General features: G+C 54.5%; 15 protein-coding genes and 1 riboswitch. Of the genes, 8 read left to right on the forward strand and 7 right to left on the reverse strand.

From position 1 onward, the window contains the following. Positions 1-3: 3 nt before the first annotated feature. Positions 4-702, reverse strand: a complete 699-nt coding sequence (locus ABH899_RS21965; RefSeq protein ID WP_218231501.1) for an ABC transporter ATP-binding protein — start codon at positions 700-702, stop codon at positions 4-6. A 132-nt stretch (positions 703-834) separates the two neighbouring features. On the opposite strand from ABH899_RS21965, the gene ABH899_RS21970 reads away from it, so the two are divergent. The 3 genes from ABH899_RS21970 (at position 835) to ABH899_RS21980 (ending at position 4,570) form a co-directional block, all read left to right on the forward strand. Beyond that, positions 835-1,149: a hypothetical protein gene (locus ABH899_RS21970; protein ID WP_009676312.1), complete on the forward strand. Its 315-nt coding sequence runs from the start codon at positions 835-837 to the stop codon at positions 1,147-1,149. 199 nt (positions 1,150-1,348) lie between these two features. Next, positions 1,349-2,302, forward strand: a complete 954-nt coding sequence (locus ABH899_RS21975) for an aldolase catalytic domain-containing protein (RefSeq protein WP_009676343.1) — start codon at positions 1,349-1,351, stop codon at positions 2,300-2,302. A gap of 171 nt (positions 2,303-2,473) precedes the next feature. Further along, positions 2,474-4,570 (forward strand): hypothetical protein, encoded by a 2,097-nt coding sequence (locus ABH899_RS21980; RefSeq protein WP_370000567.1) that lies wholly within the window; start codon positions 2,474-2,476, stop codon positions 4,568-4,570. A 520-nt stretch (positions 4,571-5,090) separates the two neighbouring features. Then, positions 5,091-5,286, forward strand: a riboswitch (cobalamin riboswitch). A 37-nt stretch (positions 5,287-5,323) separates the two neighbouring features. Here the strand turns inward: ABH899_RS21980 and ABH899_RS21985 are convergent. Beyond that, on the reverse strand, positions 5,324-5,485 hold the full coding sequence (locus ABH899_RS21985) for a hypothetical protein (RefSeq protein ID WP_370000569.1): 162 nt from the start codon (positions 5,483-5,485) through the stop codon (positions 5,324-5,326). 90 nt (positions 5,486-5,575) lie between these two features. Between ABH899_RS21985 and nrdI the strand changes: the two genes are divergently transcribed. The 3 genes from nrdI (at position 5,576) to nrdF (ending at position 9,188) form a co-directional block, all read left to right on the forward strand. After that, the gene (gene nrdI / locus ABH899_RS21990; protein WP_009676335.1) at positions 5,576-5,935 is read left to right on the forward strand and encodes a class Ib ribonucleoside-diphosphate reductase assembly flavoprotein NrdI; all 360 of its coding nucleotides are present in this window, start codon (positions 5,576-5,578) and stop codon (positions 5,933-5,935) included. Continuing rightward, the gene (gene nrdE, locus ABH899_RS21995; RefSeq protein WP_370000571.1) at positions 5,922-8,006 is read left to right on the forward strand and encodes a class 1b ribonucleoside-diphosphate reductase subunit alpha; all 2,085 of its coding nucleotides are present in this window, start codon (positions 5,922-5,924) and stop codon (positions 8,004-8,006) included. The genes nrdI and nrdE overlap by 14 nt, the downstream gene beginning before the upstream one ends. Before the next feature lie 222 nt (positions 8,007-8,228). Next, positions 8,229-9,188, forward strand: a complete 960-nt coding sequence (gene nrdF, locus ABH899_RS22000; protein WP_016423626.1) for a class 1b ribonucleoside-diphosphate reductase subunit beta — start codon at positions 8,229-8,231, stop codon at positions 9,186-9,188. 276 nt (positions 9,189-9,464) lie between these two features. Here the strand turns inward: nrdF and ABH899_RS22005 are convergent, their stop codons facing one another. From ABH899_RS22005 to ABH899_RS22025, 5 genes are all read right to left on the reverse strand, one after another. Beyond that, positions 9,465-9,872 (reverse strand): GNAT family N-acetyltransferase, encoded by a 408-nt coding sequence (locus ABH899_RS22005; RefSeq protein WP_370000574.1) that lies wholly within the window; start codon positions 9,870-9,872, stop codon positions 9,465-9,467. 314 nt (positions 9,873-10,186) lie between these two features. After that, positions 10,187-11,560, reverse strand: a complete 1,374-nt coding sequence (locus ABH899_RS22010; RefSeq protein WP_370000576.1) for a TolC family protein — start codon at positions 11,558-11,560, stop codon at positions 10,187-10,189. 172 nt (positions 11,561-11,732) lie between these two features. After that, the gene (locus tag ABH899_RS22015) at positions 11,733-12,959 is read right to left on the reverse strand and encodes an ABC transporter permease (RefSeq protein ID WP_370000578.1); all 1,227 of its coding nucleotides are present in this window, start codon (positions 12,957-12,959) and stop codon (positions 11,733-11,735) included. After that, a complete protein-coding gene (locus ABH899_RS22020; RefSeq protein WP_370000580.1) occupies positions 12,940-14,229 on the reverse strand; it encodes an HlyD family secretion protein in 1,290 nt (429 codons plus the stop codon). Before ABH899_RS22020 ends, ABH899_RS22015 begins: the two co-directional genes overlap by 20 nt. Positions 14,230-14,295: 66 nt before the next feature. Beyond that, positions 14,296-14,865 carry a TetR/AcrR family transcriptional regulator gene (locus ABH899_RS22025; RefSeq protein WP_009676345.1) on the reverse strand — a complete coding sequence of 190 codons (570 nt, stop codon included), beginning with the start codon at positions 14,863-14,865 and terminating at the stop codon, positions 14,296-14,298. Between the two features lie 232 nt (positions 14,866-15,097). Here ABH899_RS22025 and ABH899_RS22030 point away from each other — a divergent pair, with 232 nt between their 5' ends. Next, the gene (locus ABH899_RS22030; protein ID WP_218231494.1) at positions 15,098-15,799 is read left to right on the forward strand and encodes a response regulator transcription factor; all 702 of its coding nucleotides are present in this window, start codon (positions 15,098-15,100) and stop codon (positions 15,797-15,799) included. After that, positions 15,789-17,156 (forward strand): sensor histidine kinase, encoded by a 1,368-nt coding sequence (locus tag ABH899_RS22035; protein ID WP_370000583.1) that lies wholly within the window; start codon positions 15,789-15,791, stop codon positions 17,154-17,156. The genes ABH899_RS22030 and ABH899_RS22035 overlap by 11 nt, the downstream gene beginning before the upstream one ends. Positions 17,157-17,225: the final 69 nt, after the last annotated feature.

Genomic DNA, 17,225 nt, shown 5'->3' on the forward strand with positions numbered 1-17,225 from the left:
TCCTCAGACCAGCGCATGGAAGCAGTCAAAGAGAGTGCCGTCCGGCAGTCCCGACTCCTGCCGCACTTCGTCCAGCGTCCCCTGCGCTACGATCCGCCCTTCGCTGAGCAGCAGGAAAGAGTCGCAGATGCGCTCCGCGGTATCGAGCACGTGGGTGCTCATCAGAATGCCCGCTCCCCTCTCCCGCTCCTTCCGCAGCAGCTCCAGGAAGTCCTTCGTCGCCCTCGGGTCCAGTCCGATGAACGGCTCGTCGACGATGTACAAGGAGGGCCGGTTAAGGAAGCCGATGATGAGCATCACCTTCTGCTGCATGCCTTTGGAGAAGGCCACCGGCAGCCGGTGCCGGTCACCCGACAGCTTAAACTGGGCCAACAGCGCCTCCGCCCGTTCCTCGAAGACCGGGCGCTCCAGCCCGTAGGCCGCCGCCGCAAGCTCCATGTGCTCCCACAGCGTAAGCTCCTCGTACAGCACCGGCTGCTCCGGCACATAAGCCACCGAAGCCCGTCCGTCGGCAAATTCGATGTTCCCCTCGACATCCTTCAGCAGGCCGAGCATGCTCTTGATGGTCGTGCTTTTGCCTGCGCCGTTAGGCCCGATTAGACCGATCAGCTGGCCCTCCAGGATACGGAAGTCGATATCCCGCAAAATCGCGCCGGAATCGCCGTATCCCGCCTTTTTTATATGAACCGAAGCTTTTTCCAAATAAATTCCTCCATTTCCGTGTCCAGCCTGCGTCTATCCCTTTTCAAACGGGGTATGCATATTCTATAGTAGAAGTATAGCAGAAATTTCTCCGGCTTCATGTTTTCGATTCTGAGTGTGAGGTGTCCGCGTATGCACAATCACAATTCCTCTGATATCGACAGCAACAAATCCGCCGCCATGTCCGCTTATCTGATTTTTTGTCTGCCGCTGATGGTTGCCAGGCATTCCAGATTCGCGATGTACCATGCGAACCAGGGGCTGCTGCTCCTGCTCTACGCGGTTTTCGCGCATCTGCTGCTCGGGCTGCTTCCGGGTGTGGAGAACCTGCTTATGCCTCCCCTGGACATCTCCGTCTTCGCGCTGGCTTTTATCGGGATCCGGAACGCTCATGACGGCAGAATGAGACCGCTGCCACTCATTGGGAAGCTTGTCCTCGTCCGGTAAACCCGGACTTACAAAAGAAGGCATGCGGCGCCGGAACCTGTAAAAAGGCGGATTCCCTTAGGAGTCCGCTTTTTTATTTGACCGTCTGTCAGTTCTTTCGTTTGTCCGACAATTGCGCCGATTGATTGACAACCCTTATCAGATGCGTGATAATATAGCAAAAAGTTGAGCCGGTATGCGGCTTTTGGAGGGTACCGAAATGAAACACGATCAGCATAAAATTCTCGATTGTACGATACGCGACGGAGGACTCGTCAACAATTGGGATTTTAGCGTGGAATTTGTTCAGGATATGTATCGCGGCTTAAACGCAGCCGGCGTTGAATATATGGAGATCGGTTACAAAAACTCGGCCAAGCTCCTGAAAAGCGACAATGCGGGCCCTTGGCGTTTTCTGAATGAGGATTTCCTGCGTGAGGTTATCCCTACCAAAAACGATACGAAGCTTTCCGCGCTCGTGGATATCGGCCGCGTCGACGAGAACGACATTCTCCCCCGCGAGCAGAGCCAGCTGGATCTGATCCGCGTAGCTTCTTATATCAAAGATGTGGACAAGGGTCTGCAGCTGGTACAAAAGTTCCACGACATGGGCTACGAAACGACGCTGAACATCATGGCTCTCTCCCACGTGATGGAAAACGAACTCAACGAAGCGTTCGAGCTCATCAACAAAAGCCCGGTTGACGTGGTATACGTCGTCGATTCGTACGGCAGCATGAATCATAAGGATATCGACTATATGGTCAATAAATTCCAGCGTCTTCTCCCCGAGAAGAAACTGGGCCTTCATATGCATAACAATATGCAACTCGCGTTCTCCAACACCGTAATCGGTGCCGAGAAAGGCGTCGAATTCCTCGACACCTCCGTCTTCGGCATGGGCCGCGCGGCAGGCAACTGCACCACCGAGCTGCTCGTCAGCTACCTGAAAAACCCGCGTTACGATGTGCGTCCCGTCCTGGACCTGATCGAACGCCACATGGTCGCCATGCGCGAGAAAGTGGAGTGGGGCTACATCATTCCTTACATGGTCGCCGGAACGCTCAACGAACACCCGCGCGTAGCCATGGCTGTCCGCAACACCGCGGACAAGGACAAGTACGTCGAGTTCTACGACAAGCTGACGACGCCGGAAACTATCGCCAACAATTAATCACCTTAAAAAGATCCTTTCCTCCGGGAAGGGATCTTTTTGCTTTTCCGTCTCCGGGAATTTTAAAATCCTTCTCTTTCCGTTAACTTTCGTTAATTTTCTTAAAAATTTCGGTTTGGTATAGTGGTCCATGGAAAAGAACGCCATCTTATTAACCACTGGAGTGAGACCATGTCTGCCAAAACCAAACACGATGCTTTTGAGGAGTTTTATACGAGGGCATCCAATCTCGGACCGGCTGCCGGCACGTTTTTCAACGATAAAGCTTATCTTTTTTACACGAACGGGAATTTGCTGGATCTCGTCTGTATGGAAACCTATCTCAATGATGATAAACAAGAAATGGTCAGAGTCGTTAAGAGCCCCAACAAGAAGAAAGGGCCGCTCGGTATCGAGTATTTGACCAAAGTGGCCTATGGGGGCGACGGGGTCAGCGGAGGCTGGATACCTGCTCTGGCGGCGTGCGCGCATGAAGGCGTCCTGTACCTGTTTTACGCGGATCAGAGGGGAGCGCTGCACCAAATGACCTCCCAGGACGGGATCGAATGGTCATCGGCTCTTACCTTAAGCGAGCGCATGCGCCTTCGGACGGACAGCCGGTTCGCAGCCGTGTCGGCCGGAACCCGCTTGTATCTCATCGGCTCCGGTGCGGACGGCAAGCTGGCGCTGAACTGGACGGATGACGGAGGGCAGACGTGGGAGCGGACTGATGTCCGTGAACAACGCCCCGCGAATGACGGCAAGGCGGATGAAATCGGCATTGCGGACGTCACTCATGCGGCGGCGTGCAGCTACCGGGACCCCGGCGGCGAAGTGCGGATCATGGTCGGCTACATTCAAAGAAGCCGGGATACGAAGGCGGTCATTCCCCGCAAAAAAGAAGCTTTAAAAACGTGGCTCCTGCACCACGAAGAGAATGCGCCGCCCCGGAAAGTAACTGAACCGCAGTCCATAGCGGAAGATGAAAACGTCAGCCACTTCGCGATCGTTCCGGGCTCTATCGAGAATGGCTGTACAGGCAGCGTCCTTCAGATGTTCGTCAGCGGCAAAGCCGAGAAAGACATCAAAGCCAGGAGATACGAATACTCCGTCCCTTCGGGCCGCTGGTCGTCTCCCATTCCCCGGAACTGGGGGCATATGTCGACGCCTTCCGGGCACCATGTGGACGCTTTCCAGTTTTTCAAACCTACGGACGAGGGACATATCCGGTCGGAAATCTGGTTTACGCAGACGTTCGACGGCTCCGGTATGAAAAAACATCTCGGAATAGGCCGATACCGCTCCGACCGGCTTACCTTGACGGACACGCTTACGAACTGGGCCAACGATGACCATCTTACGTTTCTGGGCGTTGTGGAAAGCCCCCCTCCCCACGTGCTGAACGGCTCCGAGCTTAAAGATTCTATCTGTTCCTTCCGGTTCAAGTGGTCGAAGGAGGAGCAGGCGGCGGTATCCGCGAAGTACAAATTCGGCGCTTCTCTCAACTTTAGCGGCAAAGTTCCGGTTGTAGGTCTCGGCGGCGAGCTGAAGATCGCTTATGAGCGGACGCGGTCCGTCACTTCCGAAATGAAGAGCATCAAGGAATTTTCGATTGAACTGTACCCGTCTGCCACCAAAAAAACGGCTGCACATTTGTATATCCGGCCCAACATAACCAGGCTTACCTACAAACTGGCGGATTGGCAGGAGAACGACCTGGGCGTGCAGCTCAGTCTTTTCTCCGTATCGGATCTTAGCATCGAAGCCCGCAAAGGCAAATCCTTGAGCACGTTTCCGAAACAGCCCGATCCGAACCGCATCGAGAATTATGTGCAAAGATTTACGGCGCTGCCCGATTATGCGGATAAGCAGCTTTCGTTCAGTATGCCGGTGAATTGGTCGGAATCCATGAAAATCGAAGAAAATTTTATTAAAGTCAGCAAAACCATCACCTCCGTTTCCAACAGCGTATCCGTTGAATGCAAGCCTGCGGGCAAGGCGCCCGGCGATGTGTTTTCGATCGGTGTAGGGTCCAGCTTCATGTACACGTATGAAGTGAACGTGTCCACCCAGTTCTCATCTCAAATGGGCTGTACGGTCCGTTACCCGAATCCCCGTCCGGGCGAAACCGATGATATCAGCGAAGTGAAGCTGCTCATGTATGTGTTTTACCCCGATAAAAATAAAACGGACCGCTGCTACTGGATTCCGCAGGAAACGAAAAACCAGTATCCCTGGTGCGTGGCGTGGTCCGTGGATGAGCTGGTTAGGCAGGGCAGCGGCCAGTGAGACAGCCGGACTCCAAAGGCCTCCTTCCGTTTACGGCAGACAAATCATTACGATAATTGCGGACTGTCTTTTGATTTATGTTTTTGCTCATCTGATTCCCGGTGTGTACATCAAGGATTTTTTATCCGCTCTCACTTTATCTGTCGCTCTGCACGTGATCGAATGGATACTTGCTGGCATAATGATTCTTTATAAAAAGAACAACAAAAAGAATTTAAACATGTAAAAAAGGATCAAGCTCCAATCCAAGGAGCTTGATCCTTTTTTATTTAGATGCAAGTAAAACCCCCGCTCAGCGCCTGGAGACCAGCGTGGATGCACGTCCCTCCGCCGCCCGCAAACTTTGTCGAAATAAAAAGAATCCGAAATAAAATCTCGCCCGTTTATGGGCAGGTTATCACACCTTTTTCGCCTTATATCTCGGTTTTTCTCCCCTTGTTGAGTCCTTACGCACAGTTGACAAACCACAATATATTGAGGTAAATTCATATCTATCACCTACATATTCACTATATATAGACTATATATGGATTGGACAGGTTTCCCGCCTACCAGGCGGGAATCAAAAGGGAAGTCCGGTGAGAATCCGGCGCGGTCCCGCCACTGTCAACGGGGAGCGCCCCACCCATACCGCCACTGACGAATGCCGTCGGGAAGGCCGCGGAGGGGCGCAATGAACCTGGAGCCAGGAGACCTGCCTGTCTGAAAGACACCGCTGAACCTACGGGAGATAGGGAGGTGTCCGGACGTTTTTCACATACAGCCGCTTGCCTGGCTGTCCCCCTCTTCCGCCTCCGGGCGGGGAGCCGGGCAGCCGGCTTGTACGCGCGGCTTCAGCCAGCCTTTTTGCAGAGCCGTCAGCGGCGCGCGAAAGGGCTGGAAGCTGACTGTGAATTTAGAGCCGCTCTTTGTCACACAAGGAGCGGCTTTCATCCGGGCGCGCCGACTACTTCCCGTGGTCGGCGCGCCCCGTATTTTTGAAAGAGTGGAAAGGAAGATGCTTCCATGCTGGTAGTGTACGATTCCCGTACGGGAAATGTTCAACGATTCATTAACAAGCTGAATTTGAAGGCCGTACGGATCGAAGAGGATTTGACGATCCAGGAGCCGTTCGTCCTTGTTACCTATACGACCGGATTCGGTCAAATTCCCGGCAAAGTGCTGGACTTTCTGAAACATCACTCTTCCCTTCTGCGCGGTGTAGCCGCAAGCGGCAACCAGAACTGGGGACAATCCTTTGCCCTGAGCGCCGACCGCATTTCATCGGCATACGGTGTTCCGGTGCTTGCCAAATTCGAACTTTCCGGCACGTCTAGCGACGTGGAACGATTCCATAAAGGGGTGCGCCATCTTGAAGCATATTGAACTGAACAACGAACTCATGATACCGGGGGAAGACGGGTTTTACCGTCTGGAGAAAGACCGCGAAGCGCTGGACGCCTTCCTTGAAGAAGTGCAGGGGCAGACCGTTCCTTTCGGCAGCATCAAAGAACGCTACGATTATCTGATCGGCGAAGATTTCTACGAGAACGTGTACGAACACTACACGCTGGAGCAGATCGAAGCCATCCACGAAACCATCCGCGAAAGCGGCTTTAAGTTCCAATCCTACATGGCCGCTTCGAAATTTTATAAAGATTACGCCCTGCGTACCAACGATAAAAAGCAAGTCCTCGAATCGTACGAGGACCGTGCCGCCATCGTCGCCCTTCACTTGGGTGAAGGCGATATCGGCAAAGCCCAGCGGATCGCCAAGGCGATCATCGAGCAGCGCGTCCAGCCGGCAACGCCGACGTTCCTGAACGCCGGACGCAGCCGCCGGGGCGAAATGGTCTCCTGCTTCCTGCTGGAGATGGACGACTCCCTGAACTCCATTCAGTACGTCATCGGCACCTGCATGCAGCTGTCCAAAATCGGCGGTGGCGTAGCCGTGAACATGTCCAAGCTGCGCGGACGCGGCGAGCCGATCAAAGGCGTCGAAGGCGCCGCGAAGGGCATCATGCCCGTCATGAAGCTCCTTGAGGATGCCTTCTCCTATGCGGACCAGATGGGTCAGCGCCGGGGCTCCGGAGCGGTCTACTACTCCGTATTCGGCTGGGACATCATCGAATTCCTCGACTGCAAAAAGATCAACGCGGACGAGAAATCCCGCATCCAGACGCTTTCCATCGGCCTGATCGTGCCGCAGAAGTTTTACGAGCTGGCCGAGCAGAACAAGCCGCTGCACGTGTTCGCCCCGTTCTCCGTCTACAAGGAGTACGGCCGTCACCTCGACGATATGAATATCGACGACATGTACGAAGAGCTGCTAGCCAACCCGAACGTGAAGAAGAAAGTCGTCATGAGCGCCCGCGACATGCTGACCAAAATTGCCGTTATCCAGCTGGAATCCGGCTATCCTTACATCATGAACCGTTCCAACGCGAACCGCGGACATGCCCTGAAAGACATCGGCAAAGTGAAAATGTCCAACCTGTGCACGGAAATTTTCCAGCTCCAGGAGACGACGGAAATCGGCGATTACGGCCAAGGCGATATTATCCGCCGGGACATTTCCTGCAACCTCGCTTCGCTTAACATCGTGAACGTGATGGAAACGAAAAGCATCCGCGATTCCGTCCACAGCGGCATCGAAGCGCTGACTTCCGTCAGCGACAACACGACGGTCGCGAACGCGCCGGGCGTTGTGAAAGCGAACAAGGAGCTTCATTCCGTCGGACTCGGCGCGATGAACCTGCACGGCTATCTGTCGAAGAACCGGATCGCTTACGAAAGCCCGGAAGCGAAAGAGTTTGCGCGCGCCTTCTTCATGGCCATCAACTTCTACTCGCTGGAGAAGAGCATGGAAATCGCACGCGACCGCGGTATCACTTTCGCCGATTTCGAACGCTCCGAATACGCGAAAGGCACCTATTTCGCCAAGTACGAAGAGAAGGATTACCGTCCGGAATCCGATAAAGTCAAAGCTCTCTTCGAGGGCATGAATCTTCCTTCGCCGGAAGACTGGAAAGCCCTGAAAGAACAGGTCATGAAACACGGCCTGTACCATGCTTACCGCCTGGCCATCGCGCCGACGCAGAGCATCTCTTACGTTCAAAACGCCACTTCGAGCGTTATGCCGATCGTCGATCAGATCGAAACGCGCACGTATGCAAACTCGACGACCTACTATCCGATGCCTTACCTGTCCAAGGAGAACATGTTCTTCTACAAGTCGGCTTACCGGATGGACCCGTTCAAGATCATTGATCTTATCGCGGAAATCCAGGAACATGTGGATCAGGGGATTTCAACCGTACTGCACGTAAACAGCGACATCTCGACCCGCGAGCTGGCCCGCAACTACCTGTACGCCGCCAAAAAAGGCCTGAAATCGCTCTACTATACCCGCACAAAGCGGTTGACCATGGAAGAATGCCTGAGCTGCTCCGTTTAAGAGAGGGCTAGGATAAGAATAGATTCGTGTAAAAGAAACCGGCTGCGCGAAAGGAGCGTAAAAATGCTCCGCGCAGGCCGCAAATCATCCGTATGGCGCTATCCCTATAAGCAGCTTTATGCAGGGCCGGAATTGTCAGCCCCGTATAAAGCTGCCTATGGTTATGCACGGCAGCGACTGATGCCGCATTTGCAGCGCGCCCCATCCAAAGGAGAGAAAGCGATGAAAGCCGTCAATTGGAATAAACCCGACGACGATTACACCTGGTCGTTTTGGCAGCAGAACGTGATGCAGTTCTGGACCGAAGAAGAAATTCCCCTTTCCGACGATAAAATGGTCTGGATCGAGATGAGCCCCGACGAGCAGGACGTCTACAAGAAGGTTCTGGGCGGCCTGACGCTTCTGGATACCCTTCAAGGCGGAGTCGGCATGCCGAGACTCGTCGAGCACATGGACGGCCTCCAGCGCAAAGCGGTGCTGTCGTTTATGGGCATGATGGAGCAGATTCATGCGAAGTCCTACAGCAGCATTTTCACGACGCTGGCGAGCAACGAAGAGATCGACGGCATTTTCCGCTGGGTCGAAGAGAACGGACGCCTGCAGCAGAAAGCGGATCTCATCAACCGTTACTACAACAGCATCCAGTCCGACAAAGACCTGTATCTGGCGATGACGGCTTCCGTTTATCTCGAAAGCTACCTGTTCTACAGCGGCTTCTTCTACCCGCTCTACTTGGCGGGACAAGGCAAAATGACGAACAGCGGCGAGATCATCGACCTCATTCTGCGCGATGAAAGCATCCACGGCCTGTACGTCGGTACGCTGGCGCAGGAGCTGTTCGCGTCTCTGAGCGAAGCCGATCAGCAGGAAGCCGCCGAGGAGCAGATCAAGCTGCTTCTGGAGCTGTACGAGATCGAGAAGCTCTACACGGAAGAGCTGTACACTCCGCTCGGCCTGCAGGACGATGTGCTGCGTTACGTGCGCTACAACGCCAACAAAGCGCTGATGAATCTCGGACGCGATCCTTATTTCCCGGAAGAGCCGGTTCATCCGGTCGTTCTGAACGGAATCCGGACGCAGACGAAGCAGCATGACTTTTTCTCGAAAAAAGGCAACGGCTACGTCCGCGCCCTCCGCGTCGAACCGCTTAGCGACGACGATTTCAGCTTCGAAGGGCTGTAAGCCGCTCCGTCGGTGCCCGCTTTCTTCGCGGCCCGGAGGGACAGACCCGCAAGCGGCCGGATACACGAAAAAGACGTACAAAATTGGAGACAATTCTGTACGTCTTTTTGCGTTCGGCTGCGGGACCGCCGGGATGCGTGCGCTCGCCGTTCTCGGCGTACGGCTGCCTTCGCTCTAGGCGTGCGGCTGTTCCCGCTCCAGGCGTGCTTTCGCCCATACCCATGCTCCACCACACTTCCTGCCGCTACTCGCATCAAGGCCGGCCATCCTCCCCGGTCAGAGGAACAGGCCCATCCCCGGAGCATCGGCCGGCCGCTCGCGAAATCCGTAGCGTTCATAGAAGCCTTGCTTCCCTTTGGCGCAGGCAAGCTGAACCCAGCGGATCCCTTTTGCCCTGCAGTAGTCCAGAAGATGATCCATGATTTTGCTGCCAAGTCCCTGGTTCCGGTAATCCGGCAGCACCATCATTTCGCAGATGATACACTGAATAACCCCGTCCGAAACCATGCGGCCTGACGCGACCAGCCTATCGCCCTTGTAGACCGTAACGACGTACCAGCTGCTCCGGACCGCTTCGTGCAGCATGTCTTCCGTCCAGATTCCGTCCCCGTTCCATCCTGTCGATTGGAACAGCTCATAATAATCGGCTTTCGCCGGCAGACCCGTGCGGATCTTAAAGGTCATCGCTCTCGCCTCCGGTACGTGTATATACGAAATGGATTAATTATTCATTGTAATGTATATTTATACAATGTCAACTTCCTGTTTCCCTACTTTTGAACACGACCTTCACCGGCAAGCGGATGACCGCCGAATACAATCGACCTAACCACGAAAAAACGGGATACTAAGGACTCTTCATGCTCCGTTTTTCAACAAGCATCCTTTCAATGGATCTAAAAAAGAGACCGATCCCCAGGACCGGTCCCTCTTATTCATTCGCATAATAATAAAGTCCATATACATTCAGCTGCATAAACTTCCGAAATACGGGCCTTTTACGAGATAAACCCTCTATCCATCGCTTCGGCTTTGCGTACCAGCGCGAAGTATTTCAGTCTGGCTCCCTCCAGCGTGGTTTGAGCCTGCTGAAGTTTAAAGGAAAATTTATCGAAATCGTGCTTGGAGACAAACCCGTTCTCGTAACGGATTTTCATTTTGGCGACATCGGCCTGCGCGTCTTTCAGGTTGCGCTGCTCGTTCAGCACGGTCTGATAAGCGTTCTCGGCATCACTATAGGTCGCGTAAATCTTTTTGACCAGCTCGGCTTTCGTCTGTTCCTGTTTCTGATAAGCGATTCCCGTGTTGACGCTCTGATACTGGCCGCCGTACGTATTCTTGGTCACGGTATTCTGCTGCTGCCAGATGGCTTCGTCGATGCCGTTGTGATCCATTTTCAGTTTAAAAGAATTGGCGAGCAGCGTTTCGGTATCTTTCTTCACAACCGGCTCCACGTTCGCGGATACGGCGGCCGGCTCTTCAAGCAGCAGATCCGGAGAATATTCCACGCCGATATCGAAGCACAGCTGTACGAGACCCAGGCGGTAATTGTTCTCCAGCGTCTGAATATCGTCGCCGATTTTGTTCACCGCTTTGCGAGCGGTTTCCACGTCCTCGGGAGAAGCGAGACCCGCGTCGCTCAGCACCTGGGCGCGTTTCATCTCTTTCTCCGCCACGCCTTTGTACTCATGCATGAGGACGATTTGCTTCTTGGAACCGAGAAGCTGCACGTACTGCGCCGTCACCTGAAGCTTGATGCCCTCAATCGCTTCATCGGTCTGGAGCAGGTTGTTCCACATATCCGTGTCGAGCTGATGCGAGGTTGTTTTCATCTGTTCGCGCTGAGCCTGCAAAATCTGGTTAATGCCATTAACCATCTGTCCCTGGCCTTCGATGACTTTATTCAGCACTGTGTTGGTTTCGACAACCGGACCGATCCAGAAGAAGCTGTCCGGGGTCGCTTTGGTCGGATCGATCTGATACTTCTCCATCGCCTCGGGCGTCATGTAGTCCTGCGGGGAAGCCGGAAGCTTATAGCCTTCGAAGCTGCCGCCGTACAGGTTGTCGCTCTGATTCTTGAGATCGCTGCTTTTGCTTCCGAGCGCGGCCGTTTTCAGGTAGAGCAGCTTCATGTTGTAGGAGTTGTTTAGCGTACGTTCCAGCACGTTATCGAGGGTCAGCTTGCTGACTTTCTCCAGCGCGGGCAGGCGTACTTCGTCCTTATCGAGAGGTTTATCGGTTGTCGCGTGAAGTTGAATAAGGTTGCCGTCTTTGATTTCGTAGTAGGGCGAATGGGTATCCGCCGCCCATGCGGCAGGCATCATCCCGAATACAAAAGCGGACGCGGTCAGCGTAGCTATGATTTTTTTCATCGAAAATCCCTTCTTTTCCAAGGTATGATAAGAACTAAACGCAGGCTGAGGGACATGGGAACAAAAGCGCTGATGACTGAAACTATGTAAACGGCGCGCGTGCACGGTAAAAGCAAGGCTTTCGCGCGCCGGTGAAACGTCGTTTGGCAGGGTGTCGGCCGGAACAGGACTCTTACACCGTAAGGGAGCCGCTCTCCGGCTGAACCGCAGGCAGCCCGGCCGAAGCCGGCTCATCCTTCTGCTTGCGGAACATGGCGAACCGGGTGAGCAGGAATGCCGCAAAGTAAGTGATGAGACCCGTCAGAACAAGCGCGATGCAGTCCTTGACGATGACGTCGTAGCCGTTGCCTTTGACGAACACATGGCGGACACCCTCCAGGAAATAAGTAAGCGGCAGCATATGACCGAGAATGCTCAGTGCCTTCGGCATCGCTTCAAACGGCCATGTATAGCCGGACAGCATGAACGACGGCACCGCGATCAGCATCGCAATCTGAGTGGAGCCGAGCTGCGCGCTCGAGAACAGGGAGATGAAATACCCGATGCCGAGCACCGCAAAGTTGAAGCAGGCCGAGAGCAGCAAGGCCATCAGAATCTGTCCGCGCATCGGAAGGTCGAAGCCGAACAGCATGATCGTGAACACCACGACCGCATTCAGCATTCCGACGATAAAATAGGGAACCGATTTCGCGTAAGCGAGGCGCCACGGCATCTTTTTCCACTCCGCAAAACGGCTCCAGATCCCTTTTTCCTTATCGCGGGTGATGGTCAAGGCGATGCCGAGCAGAAGCACCTGCTGTAAAATCGCGCCCGCCAGACCGAAAATCATAAAATCGCTGTAATTGAACGTCGGGTTGTAAAGCACCCGGTAGCGGAACGGGACCGCGGAGAACGTCGAGCTGACCTGTTCATCCTGAAGGCCCTGCTGCTGGAGCTTCTTGCCGCTGACGCCGTAGCTGTACGTGGTCACGATCTCATTGGCCGCGCGCGTCGCGGAGTTGGAGATCATCATGTTCGCGCCGTCGATCAGCGTCATGACCGGCTGCACATCGCCGTGTTTAATGCGGGCTTCGAATTCTTTCGGGATAATGACCCCGACCTTCGCTTCTCCGCGGGAGATGGCTTCCGTCACCTCCGCCTCCGAATGGTAGGCGTTCACGACCTGGAACGTTTCGCTCTGGTCGAACGCCTGCACGATCTGGCGGCTGAGCTGACTGTTGTCCTCGTCGAAGACAACGGTCTGCATCTCGGTTACTTTATGCTGTATATAAATCGATCCGAATAAGGTTGTGTAAAGGATCGGCACGAGGAACAGAATCGCCATCAACCGGCGGTCCTTGAAAATTTGCCGCCATTCCTCGGCGATCACGCTTCCGACTTTAAGGGGCAACGGTATCACCCGCTTTTCCTTCCCATTGTACGGTCATTCCCGTCAGAACCGATTCCGGCAGCTGAGGCAGTTCGACTTTCACGCCGAACGAGCGGATATCGGTATCGGACGCGTTCTGAGTCGCTTTCTTCACGGCGAAGTCCGCAGCCGGAGCGACCGTGCTTACTTTGCCGGTCACGGCGGCGCCGTTAGCCGTCACTTTTACGGTCACGGTATCGCCCGCTTTCAGGCCGGCCGCGTCCGTTTCTTTCAGATAGAAACGCGCCCATTTCGTCTCGGCGGACGTTTCCATCGTGAACACCGGGAAGCCGGAGCCTACCATTTCACCCAGTTGAGCGGATTGGGAAATGATGATGCCGTCGGACGGAGCAAGCAGCTCGGTATAGCTCAGGTACGTCTCGGCTTCGCTTTGGGCCGCCTGGGCCTGCTGCTGCCCGGACTGGGCGGATTTGACGGCGCCCTGCGCCTGCTGGATCGACGCCTGAGCGGCATTTACGTCACCCTGGCGGATTTTCACCTGATCCATGTTCGCCTTAGCCAGCTCGACGGCCGCTTTGGCCTGTTCCAGCTGCGCTTCCGCGGCCTGGATTTCCTCCACGCGCGGTCCTTGCTGGGCAAGCGCATACTGCTGCTGCGCCACTTCGTATTTGGCTTTGGCCTCTTCGTAGCTGACCTTCGCTTTATCCACGTCCGTCTGGGCGACGAGACCCTCTTCCTTCATTTTTTTAACCCGGTTGTAGCTTTCTTCCGCTGTCTGGAAAACCTCTTTAGTCGCATTCAGCTGAATTTCCGCCTGCTTTTTCTCTTCCGGTCTCGCTCCGTTCTTGAGGGCGTCGACCTTCGTCTGCGCGGCTTTCACGACCGCTTCGGCCTGCTTCACTTGTTTCTCGGCCGTTTCCGCGGTAAGCGTCACCGCTTCCTGACCCTGCTGTTTTTTCGCCTGGGCTGTCGCTTCCGCGCCTTTCGCTTCGGCGATTTTCCCTTGGGAGAGCGCTACGGCCGCTTTGGCCTGGGCTACTTTCGCCTCGATTTCCTGGCTTTGAATCCGGGCCAGCACCTGGCCTTTCTTCACGGTGTCCCCTTCTTTGACGAGAATTTCGGTCACGCGGCCACCGGCTTTAAAACTTGCCGCCACCTGATTCGCTTCGATATAAGCGGTCGGCAGATTCGCCGGACGGTTCTGAGTGCTGCTCATGGCTTCTTTGGAAGAGAGCAGGAAAGTTCCCCCGCCGATCAATCCGGCCATCACTACGTATACAACAGGTCTAACAAACTTCATCTAACATTTCCCTCCCAGGATACTTTCTCTAGTTCATAATTTAGGGTGTAAACGGACGAACCGCCCTTAGAGGGCGATTCCGTCCATCATATAAAGCTGGATTAAATCCGAAATCTGCTCATTGGTAAGAGGCGGGTGCTTTCTTTCCCAATCGACGAGCAGCACTAGATACATACGCACCAGCACGAAGGCGGTAATCTCGGGGTCGCACGGCTTGATGGTTCCGTTCGCGACAGCGATCTCCAGATGCTGTTTGATGTAGCCGATGACGCCTTCCTCGATCTCGCGCAGAGCGTGCTGAGCCGCCGGAGTACCGAATTGGGCCACCTCCTGCGACAATTTAAGCAGCAGCTCGTGCTCCTTCCGGTAAACCAGAATGCTGTATGTTGCGGAATGCAGCTTCTCCATGATCGTGCCGCCCTTGGAAATGCTGGCATCGGCCAGTTTTCTCATCTCGGCGATCAGGGATTTGACGATCTCGTTTAACAAATCTTCTTTTGTCTCAAAATACAGGTACAGCGTTCCCTTCCCTACACTGGCGATTTTGGCGATCTGGTCGACCGTCGTTCCTTTGTATCCGAACAAAGCAAACGATTTTTTCGCCGCATCGAGAATGTTATCGCGCCGCTGATCCATTCGGCACCTCCGTTTTGACCAAAATCCTATTTTAGTTCTGTAGTCAAAACAATATCATCTTTACGGGTCAAAATCAACGGGTCCCGCCGGCCAAACAGCCTTACATTTTAGCCCTTTTGTCTAAAAACGGGCCTCTTTTTTCAAACCTTGCCGGATTGCCGTTCAATTTTCATCTGTTCCGTATGGAAACCGCCCCCTCCACAAACACTATCTGTAAAAGCGGAGGTGCGGGATGAGCAGCAAAATTTTGTTGGTGGAAGACGAGAGTAAAATTGCACGCGTCCTGCAGCTGGAGCTGCAGCATGAGGGCTACGAGGTCAGTCTGGCCGAGGACGGGCGCGAGGGGCTCGACATGGCTCTGGCGGAGCCGTGGGATCTCATCCTGCTCGATATCATGCTCCCCGAGCTGAGCGGGCTGGAAGTGCTGCGCCGCCTGCGGCAGCAGTCCGCGGTCCCCGTCATCCTCCTGACCGCAAGGGACGCGGTGCCCGACCGGGTAAGCGGCCTGGACCAGGGGGCGAACGACTACGTGACGAAGCCTTTCGCCATCGAAGAACTGCTCGCCCGCATCCGCAACCTGCTCCGGCTGACGACTCAGCAGAGCCAGGCGGAGAACGAACAGATTCTTCAGGCGGAAGATATTCTCATGAACCTGAAGAGCCGCGAGGTTACCCGCATGGGGAAATCCGTCGAGCTTACGCCCAAGGAATTCGACCTGCTGCAGTACCTGCTCCAGCACAAGGGGGAAGTGAAATCCCGGGAAGATATCATTTCCGATGTATGGGGCTACGATTTTGTAGGCGATACGAACATTGTGGACGTCTACATCCGTTATTTGCGGCAGAAGCTCGAAAAAAATTTCCCCGGCAAGCTGATCCATACGATCCGCGGTGTCGGTTACCTCATAAAAGGAAGTGGCCCCGATGAGTCTTAAGCTGCGGTTCGCTTTGCTTCAGACTTCCCTGCTTTTTCTGATTCTTCTGGGTGTCAACTTCTTCATTTACTATCTGTTTATCGAAAACAATTCGCGCAATGAGACTCAAAATATCGAACGAAAAGCAGCCAAGCTGCTGCTTCAAGAAAATGTGGTGCAGCATCCTGAATATTGGGAAAATCCTTTTCTGCTCAAAGACTTTCTCGTAGCCAACGAACTCATCCGGCTCATCGGACCGGACTCCATGGTGCAAAAAGAAATCTACACGGACGAAACGCTCCTACAGCGTCCCGCCAAGTTTATAACGTCTTCGGGCACCATCTCCAAGCTGGTCTCCACGGACAACGGCTTTTGTCTCTATGTACAGGTACCGGTCATGGAAAACGAGCGCCAGATCGCTTCGCTGGAAATCGCCCGCAAGCTGGTCACCCTGAACGATAACGTGCAGGTGCTGTTTCTCGCTCTTTTTTATACGACGCTCGGTGCGCTTGTCTTATCCGTTATCATCGGGTATATCTACGCCAGTCTGGTGTTCAACCCCATTCACAGGCTGGCCCAGACGATGGAAAGCATTGAACGGAGCGGGACATTCAGACGGCTGGAAATCAAATCCACGCGAAAAAAAGACGAGATTGCCCAGCTCGGCCAGACGTTTAATGAAATGATCGGCCGGCTGGAACAGCATTTCGAGCAGCAGAAGCAGTTTCTGGCGGATGCTTCCCATGAACTGCGCACCCCGCTCACGATTATCGAGAGCTACGCCAGGCTGCTCAAGCGCTGGGCCAGCAACGATCCCCAGATCCGTGAAGAAGCGATCGAAGCGATTCTGAGCGAATCCGTCCGGCTGAGGGAAATGACGAAGAGCCTGCTCACTCTTGCGGATTCCGACGAAAGGCAGCGGACCGAATGGCAGGAATTCGAGCTGCGCCCCCTGGTCCAGGCTACGGCCGCGTCCATTCAGCTGACGTTCGACCGCGAGGTGCGTCTGGATCTTCCCGAAGAGGACACTCCTCTGAAGATGAAAGGCGACCCCGAGAAAATCCGCCAGCTGCTGATCATTCTGCTCGACAACGCGATCAAGTACAGTCAGCTGCCGATCGACATCATCGTCCGGGAGCAGCCCCGTCACCTGCAGATCTCCGTCGTGGACAAAGGGATCGGCATCGAGAAGGAGGACATCCCGCAGCTGTTCAACCGGTTTTACCGCGTCGATAAAGCGCGCAGCCGCAAGAACGGAGGCGTCGGACTCGGGCTCGCCATCGCCGAGAACATCGTCAAGCTCCATGCCGGAACTCTCAAAATCCAAAGCGAGCCGGATATCGGCACCGAAGTTCATGTCAGGCTCCCGAAGGATTAAGGAAAACCGGGGTCCGGTCCAATCGCTTTCGGACCATCGCCAGGAGACGCCAAACACCGGTTGCCGGGA

Source organism: Paenibacillus sp. RC84, from assembly GCF_041260495.1.
GTDB lineage: Bacteria > Bacillota > Bacilli > Paenibacillales > NBRC-103111 > Paenibacillus_F.